The sequence below is a fragment of the Microvirga vignae genome (genome assembly GCF_001017175.1).
Classification (GTDB): domain Bacteria; phylum Pseudomonadota; class Alphaproteobacteria; order Rhizobiales; family Beijerinckiaceae; genus Microvirga; species Microvirga vignae.
Window position 1 is genome coordinate 1 of sequence record NZ_LCYG01000148.1, and the last position, 7,106, is coordinate 7,106.

At 58.8% G+C, this 7,106-nt stretch carries 5 protein-coding genes and 2 pseudogenes; 3 read left to right on the plus strand and 4 right to left on the minus strand.

The genetic code is table 11. The features are described 5' to 3' along the window. Positions 1-664 precede the first annotated feature (664 nt). Together AA309_RS37080 and AA309_RS31095 are read right to left on the minus strand one after the other, a co-directional pair. Positions 665-832 (minus strand): MucR family transcriptional regulator, encoded by a 168-nt coding sequence (locus tag AA309_RS37080; RefSeq protein WP_425286920.1) that lies wholly within the window; start codon positions 830-832, stop codon positions 665-667. A gap of 71 nt (positions 833-903) precedes the next feature. Further along, positions 904-2,027 (minus strand): annotated as a pseudogene (locus AA309_RS31095) (IS3 family transposase). A 78-nt stretch (positions 2,028-2,105) separates the two neighbouring features. Between AA309_RS31095 and AA309_RS37085 the strand changes: the two are divergent. Beyond that, positions 2,106-2,649: pseudogene (locus AA309_RS37085) on the plus strand (IS6 family transposase); the annotation flags it as partial. Between the two features lie 82 nt (positions 2,650-2,731). Here AA309_RS37085 and AA309_RS31110 read toward each other — a convergent pair. Continuing rightward, positions 2,732-3,565: an SAM-dependent methyltransferase gene (locus AA309_RS31110; RefSeq protein ID WP_047192899.1), complete on the minus strand. Its 834-nt coding sequence runs from the start codon at positions 3,563-3,565 to the stop codon at positions 2,732-2,734. 283 nt (positions 3,566-3,848) lie between these two features. Here AA309_RS31110 and AA309_RS31115 point away from each other — a divergent pair, with 283 nt between their 5' ends. Further along, positions 3,849-4,427: an IS6 family transposase gene (locus AA309_RS31115; RefSeq protein WP_244470561.1), complete on the plus strand. Its 579-nt coding sequence runs from the start codon at positions 3,849-3,851 to the stop codon at positions 4,425-4,427. A gap of 1,023 nt (positions 4,428-5,450) precedes the next feature. Then, entirely contained in the window at positions 5,451-5,675 is a 225-nt protein-coding gene (locus AA309_RS31130) for a hypothetical protein (RefSeq protein ID WP_052955140.1), read from the plus strand. Positions 5,676-6,485: 810 nt separating this feature from the next. Here AA309_RS31130 and AA309_RS31140 read toward each other — a convergent pair. Further along, positions 6,486-6,728: a hypothetical protein gene (locus tag AA309_RS31140; protein ID WP_047192902.1), complete on the minus strand. Its 243-nt coding sequence runs from the start codon at positions 6,726-6,728 to the stop codon at positions 6,486-6,488. Positions 6,729-7,106: the final 378 nt, after the last annotated feature.

The window sequence follows — 7,106 nt, forward strand, 5'->3', positions numbered from 1 at the left end:
ATACCAGTTAATGTGACAAGTCCTCTCCGGGACATGCCGCGCGAGGTCCAGGAAATCGCGTTCGAGAGGGGCATGATCCCATACATTCCGGCTGACAGAGGATGAGTTCAGCCTCGCTCAGATGCCGACAGTGTGGAGTTACCTCGCGATCAAGGATGATACGAGATAGAGAATTGAAAGGGCTGACATGGACAGCCCAATCCTCATCCAATGAGTGGCGCGCCGCTCCCAGACATGGGTTAGATGCTCCACTTCCTCTGTCAGGGGAGCTTTCAAGAGGGCTTGGAACCTCCTGCCAGCGTACCCAGCACCCCCGAGCGATATGATTGCCAGCCATCCGAAGATGATCGCCAGATACCATAAAGGATCTCGAAGGCTTCCAATCGTCACGTCATCCTCTCGCGATAGGAGCAGCGGCCCCGGTCTACCGGTCAGGCAATCTAAACCGGATGGCCCTAGGCGGTTTCACCGTGAAGCAGCACTGGAGCAACAAAAAGGCCGCTCATCCAGAGCGGCCTCTCGCAGTTTTTCGACCGTGCTCTCAGGCAGAAGCCTTCTTCCGTCCGCGCTTGGCAGGCGCTTTCGCGGGAGCACTCTTCACAGCAGCGTCGGTAGCGGCTCTCGCCTGGGTTGACTTCGAGCGCTGCTGACCAAGGCCCATGCTCTATGCTAATTCGGATCGTCTGGCAGCGTAGGCTGGAGCAACCATAGGATAATCCTTGGGCAAGCCGCACTTTGCGCGATAACCCTCAGGCGTCAGGCCCAGCTTGCCCACGTGCCGCTTGAGCGACTTGTAATGCTTCCCATCCTCTAGGCTATGACCCGCCCCCACTGAGTGGTCCGGTTGGAATGTCAATGGAGCGATTGGCTGAAGCGCTTGGGTTTGGTGGTCTAGGCTCAGCGTTAGCTTTCGCCGGCTCCTGAGCCCTGCGCTAGTGGCGAAGGGCTTATCCGCAAAGCATATTCCTGCGGTGTTCTGTTTCCAAGACCCATGTGAGGACGGCTCTCATTGTATTCCCTCCGCTAGGCCTCAATGATCCGCTTGGCCTCCGTGATGCTCTCGAACCAGTGCAGGTTCAGGCACTCGTCCCGTAAGCTGCCGTTGAATGTCTCGATATGCGCGTTGTCGGTCGGCTTGCCCGGCCGGGAGAAGTCGATGCGGGTGCCGTGATGATACGCCCACAGGTCCACCAAGTGACCGGTGAACTCCGCGCCATTGTCAGCAAACAGGTACTGCGGCGCTCCGCGCTGGCGCACCAACCGGTTCAACACTTCGACCACGTGCTCGCCCCGCAGCCGCTGTCCGACCTCGATCGCCAAGCCCTCGCGGGTGAACACGTCCATCACCATCAGAGTCCGGAACGTCTGCCCGGTGCTGAGCGCATCATGGACGAAGTCGAGGCTCCAGGCGTCGTTGGGGCGCGTAGGTTGGCAGCGTGCCTGTCGCTGCACGACCATCTTGCGCCGCCGCGGCTGCTTGCTGCGTAAGGCCAATCCTTCCTCGCAGTAGAGCCGGTAGACGAGATTGCGGCCGGCCGTCCAGCCCTCGCGCTTGAGCAGGATGTGGACGCGCCGGTAGCCATAGCGCACCCGCGTGCGGACGACCTCGTGCATGCGCTGACGCAGCTCAAAGCGCGGATCCTTCCGGAGCGGCTTGCGCTGGGTCGAGCGATGCTGGCGTGTGAGGGCACAGGCCCGCCGCTCGCTGTAGCCGTGGGACGCTTGCACGTAGCGCACCACCTGCTTCAGGAGCGCGGGCCGGGGAACTTTTTTGACAGCACATCCTGCAGCACGGCCTTGTCGAGGCTGAGCTCGGCGACCAGCCGCTTGAGCCGGGCATTCTCCTCGACCACCTGCTTGAGCTCCCGCACCTGATCCGACTCGAGGCCCGCATACTGCTCCTTCCAGCGATAGAATGTCTGCTCCGAGATGCCGACCTGCCGGATCAGATCCGCCACCGGCAGGCCGAGCTCCGCCTGCTTCAAGACCGCCACGATCTGCTCCACCGAGAAGCGCTTCTTCCGCATGACAAACCTCCCTGAGCCCCCAAGGAAATTTGCCGGCCAGACTAACACAGCGGCTGGACCACTTCGCTCGTGTCACCGCAGCTGCGCCAGCTGTGGCCTCGGCCCACCGGTACGTGGCATCTGGATGAGATGGCGGTCTCGATCCAGGGATGACGCATGTATCTCTGGCGAGCGGTTGACAGCGAAGGCGAGTTCCTGGACGTCCTCGCCCAGCCGCGCCGGGACAAAGCTGCAGCCCTGAAGCTCATGCGCAAACTGCTGAAGAGCCAGGGCTATGCTCCGGGTGGCTCGTAACGGACAAGCTACGGTCCTATGGAGCGCACGACGGCAACTGGGTCTACCAGCCCGTCATGAGCAAGGTTTGCGGAAGAACAAGCGGACCGAGAACTCGCATCAGGCGGTACGACGACGCGAACGGAAGATGCAACTCTTCAAGTCGGCCGGGTCAGTCCAGCGCTTCCTCTCCGCCGATGCTGCCGCTCACAACACCTTCAACCTCCAGCGCTACCTGATCTCCGGCCGCACGCGACCGCAGCAGCCGGAGGCAGAGCGCAATCAGGTCCGACTTCGCGTCGTACAAGTTCCCGTGACAGGGCCGCTGCCCGTTTATGCGTTTCAATGACTTAGACAAGCAAGGAACGCGGACAAAATGATCCTTACTTGATTGATGTGGCAACGCCATCTAGAGGTTGATCGAGGACAGTTCACACATGTGCGATGGCAGGCTTTTCGACTATGTAGAGAAATCGCGATAGCCGGCCGCTGGATGCCAACTTAGCCGTCACCGCGAGGAAGTTCTGGCGTTGCGAGAACCATTCCAAGCCCTCCACCTTTGCTAACTCAGAGGAGCGCCTTTCCCGCGCCGCATGCAACCGGGTTGCAAGATCTGCGGTGGCTCGAGTCCGATCATCACAGCGTTGCAGCACGAGACCGGCTGCGGCCACTGCGGTTTCATTCAGTCCTGGTGGCACAAGTAAAAAGTCTCCTTGTGATGCTCGAATTTCGAGTTCGTCCATTGAGACGGCTCCCGTTAGAACGGCGGCATCGGTGAAGAGTAACAGGCCCCCGGGCTGCAGCAATCGCGCCCAATCGGCCAGAATCGCGAACCGATCCCCAAGATGAAGCACTGCATCAATGCAGACTACCACATCAAACGAGGCATTCTCGAAAGGCAGCGAGTTCCGACAATCGAGTGTGAGGAAGCGAGCTTTGTCAGAGAGTCTGCGCTCTGATGCGAGACGCTGCGCTTGTGCAATGGCGGAGGCCTCGATGTCAATGCCGGTCAATGTGCAGCCGGTCGAGGCGACAAGCGCGAGAGAGGGCCCGCCAGATCCGCAGGCGACATCAAGGACATGGCAGGGGCTGGAACGACTGAACAGCTCAGCGATTTGGGCCTGTTCGTCAAGGGTCCGCCACCCCAGTTGACCTAGGTCCTCTCCATAGACCTCGCGCCGGATCTCGGCCGAGATATCGCTTCCAAAGCGTGTGTACTGCTGGGGGTAAAACTCATACTGCCGATCGGCTCGATCCTCGGTCATGGTGATCGTCCCTCGCAGGAGCCTGGATCAAGCCGATAAGATACGCCGAGCTTCAGGATCGCGCTATGGAAGAGTTCGACTTGTGTTTGATCGTTAGTCAGGCAGCCCCTAGTCACTGGCGCGGTACTGTCAAGTTGGCTTAGGCCGAAGCCTGTGGCAGGGTTTCGGGCATGAGCATAACTTCCAACCTCTGCCGAGGCTTCCGCTTCCCGGCCGGAATCATCAACACTGCTTCAGCCTGAGCTTACGCGAAGTCGAGTTGATCCTGATGGCGTGAGGCATCTTGGTCAGCTACGAGACCATCCGTGAATGGAGCCTGCGCTTCGGGCAGACCTACGCCAACAGCCACAAGCGGCGCCGGCCGCAACCCGGCGACGAGTGGTTCCTGGATGAGGTGCTCATCCGGATCCGAAGCAATCTGCATTGTCTCTGGCGAGCCGTTGATCAGCACGGCAACGTGCTTGACGTTCTGGTTCAGAACCGCCGGAGCAAGAAGACCGCCAAGCATTTCTTGAGCAAGCTGCTGTATGGCTTGTGTTATGTACCGCGGGTGATCGTATCCGATAAACTTGGATTCTATGGTGCCGCGAAGTGCGAGATCTTGCCAAGCGTCGAACACTGGCAGAGTCGCTATCTTAACAACTGCTGCGAGGTTTCGCACCAACCGATTAGGCGGCGAGAGCGCCAAATGAAGCGGTTCAAATCAGTTCGACATGCCCAAAGGTTCTCCGCCACTCACAGCCTGATCCACAATCACTTCCAACTTCGCCGTCACCGTCTTTCCGCCAACGAGTACCGCGACGTCCGCGATCGCGCCTTTGTCGCTTGGCTTGATGCGACGGGTGCTGCCCTTCTGGGCTAATATGAACCGGCTCGATGGGCCCCAGAGCGCAGCTTTGTCTGTTCGACGCGAAGTTGACAGCACCACTTGCTCAGGTGGACGACCAAATCATCATCCTCGCCAGCTATCTTCGCAGGAACCACTTTGATGACTCGTATTCCGAGCGTCATAAGGCTGTTCTCAGGCCGATCCCAACTCACATGGGTTCAAGTCAAGACGAGATGGAAGCCGCTGCCCTATATGAACTCTCTCGCACGGAGCTACTTCGCCTCGGGCTCCTTAGGGCGAGTTTCAAGGCGCCCAAAAGGGTGAATTGCCTGAATTCGATGCCGAGACAGGTATGATGAGGGCAAGCTCAATGAGCTTGACGCCACTTGGTCGAATGCTGCTCGCCCAAATTGGCCTTGCTGCTCCAGGTGAGGTTGAACGATCCATCGCAACCGCTGCACCACACCCTGCCTTCCGCTGACGCAGGCGGGGATGCGCCCTGGTCCCCTACAGGCCTGCTAGAATGCCGGCTGCCCTTGCAAGGGCCTCAAACATGGCACGGGCAGGTTCTATCGCGTCGGGGTCTGGATGCTCACGCGCCCTTGCCAAGGCCGCAGCAGCGATTAGCCAAACTCCAGGTTGCATAGTGCGAAGGTCGGTGACTGCCTTTAGGCCATACCATCGCATTATGGCCGTTGCCTTGTAGAGGTCCTTGATCTCGTACTGCCGCTTCCGCCCGGGTGCGGATTCGATTGTAACCACGACCGGCGAGCTGAACGAATGTCGGTTCATGAACACCCCCGACGCGACTGGGATGCCTATTACATTTCCGCCGAAGTCATGCCTTCCAGATAGAAACGCTCACGTTCACGCGATTGACTGCTTCACCCCACCCGCCTTCGCTGATGCGGGTGGGGATGCGGCTTCGCTCCCAATCAGGGGATGGGAAGGCTAACCGCTACCTAGGGTTACCCGTTCCGGGTTCGTACTGAGCATACCTACGAGCAGTGGTCGTTTGCGCTCCAGAATTCAACCTAGGTCTGAAGGAGGCGCATCATGGATTTGCTGAAGGCCTTTGAACTCGAGATCCGATTTGGAACTCCGAACACTCCGGTTTCCGTTACGATTGCCCTAACCCGCTACTCCCAGCGTGAGGACGGGCGCCTGTTCATCACACCCCCATGCTCTTCCTTCGAGGAACTGGAAGGGCAGATCAACACCCTGCAAGACGAGTTGGACGAGATCCGCGAACGAGCCCGCCGCGCCTTTCAGGTTGCCTAAGAGCGAGAACTTGGGGGCAGATAATCCGTTGGAGCGCCGGAGTTACCCCTTCGGGCAAGAGCCTGAATTGAGCAACGAACGTACACTCACGAAAAACCTCATAGGGAGGCTGACAAATGAGTGTCGTGATTTCGGCCTGTACCAATAAGGCATGCTCGTACGGGCTAATGCCTTTGGCTCGCCTGAAGCTCCGGCCGCCAGACGCAGTGAACGACAACGCCGCTCAGCTCCAGGTCAGATTGGGCATCGATCCTTCCAAACGCCCGGGAAGCAGCGTCGCTTTTCATACCAGAAGGGCAGCCTTCGGGCGGGCTGAACTCATCATTGCGCTGCTTGTCCTCGTTACTGGAATCGTCGCACTGCCTCTGCTTCAGGCTGTTACGATACCTATCATGACTGCCAGCGAGCAGGGGCCAGAAGTTCTCCGCGGCAGTCCAATCGCACCCGCCCTTCTAGCGCCGCAACGCCGCAAGGGAACGGGTGAAGAGGTCTACATGACACGCCAGCACTTGGCTTTGAAACAATCACGTTGATGTTTGAAACGGAAATCTCGGGTCCACACTCTTGGCATAGGCCCATTCTGGACAAACGATTCAAAGCCACGTGCACTTGTTATAAAAACCGGTAGTGATGGGGAGAAGCCTCTAGCGCGGTCCTCGGGGGAACTCAGCCTAAGAGCCTGGGAAAGGTCACGCCTGCTCATTACACCTGCGAGCCTTTACGGACTAGCCACAGCCCATTCTTCAGCGCACCCCAACCGAGTTCACTGGAAAACGGGTCCACAGTGCCGTGAACCCGCAAACGATGACCTCAGATTTTCAGGATCTTCTTGGCTTGATCGAGAAGTCTCTCCGATTCCGGGTGATTGCCCGCGCTATGGGCCTCCTCGCCTCTCTTGCGCAGATCCATAACCTGCTGCTTTTCGGAGGCTGAGATTTGCGCCGTCGGCAGAGCCTTGTCGATGGCAGCCATGTCCTGAGGGCATTGGCGGGCGAAAGCGGGCCCAGCGACCGCGAGGGTCAGGACAGTAGCTATGCTGATGGTCCGAAGCATGATTGTTCTTCCCAGTGAAAGCCCCCGTAAGAGCGGCGTGGATTAGATGCCCCTTGAACTGATAGGTTCCCAGCGCCTTTGGCTGGGGCGAAGCCGTGTACGGCTCCCTCAAGACATCTAGCGCACCTTTGAATATCGTCTCATGACCCTTCGGAGGTGGCACCGTACGCTCTCGAAGGGCCCAAGGCTTCCCACCAGCCGGTGAAGGCGGGTGAATGTCGCCCGGCTCATTGCATCACTTCGGGCTCTTGCCCCTATGGCTCTTTGCTATTCGCCATCAAGGTCTTAAGGCCAAGGTTAGCCATTTATTAACCATATCCCTCTCAGTGTTAGGGACGAATGCCTTGCGTATCAGAGGTAAGCACCTATGCCAGACCA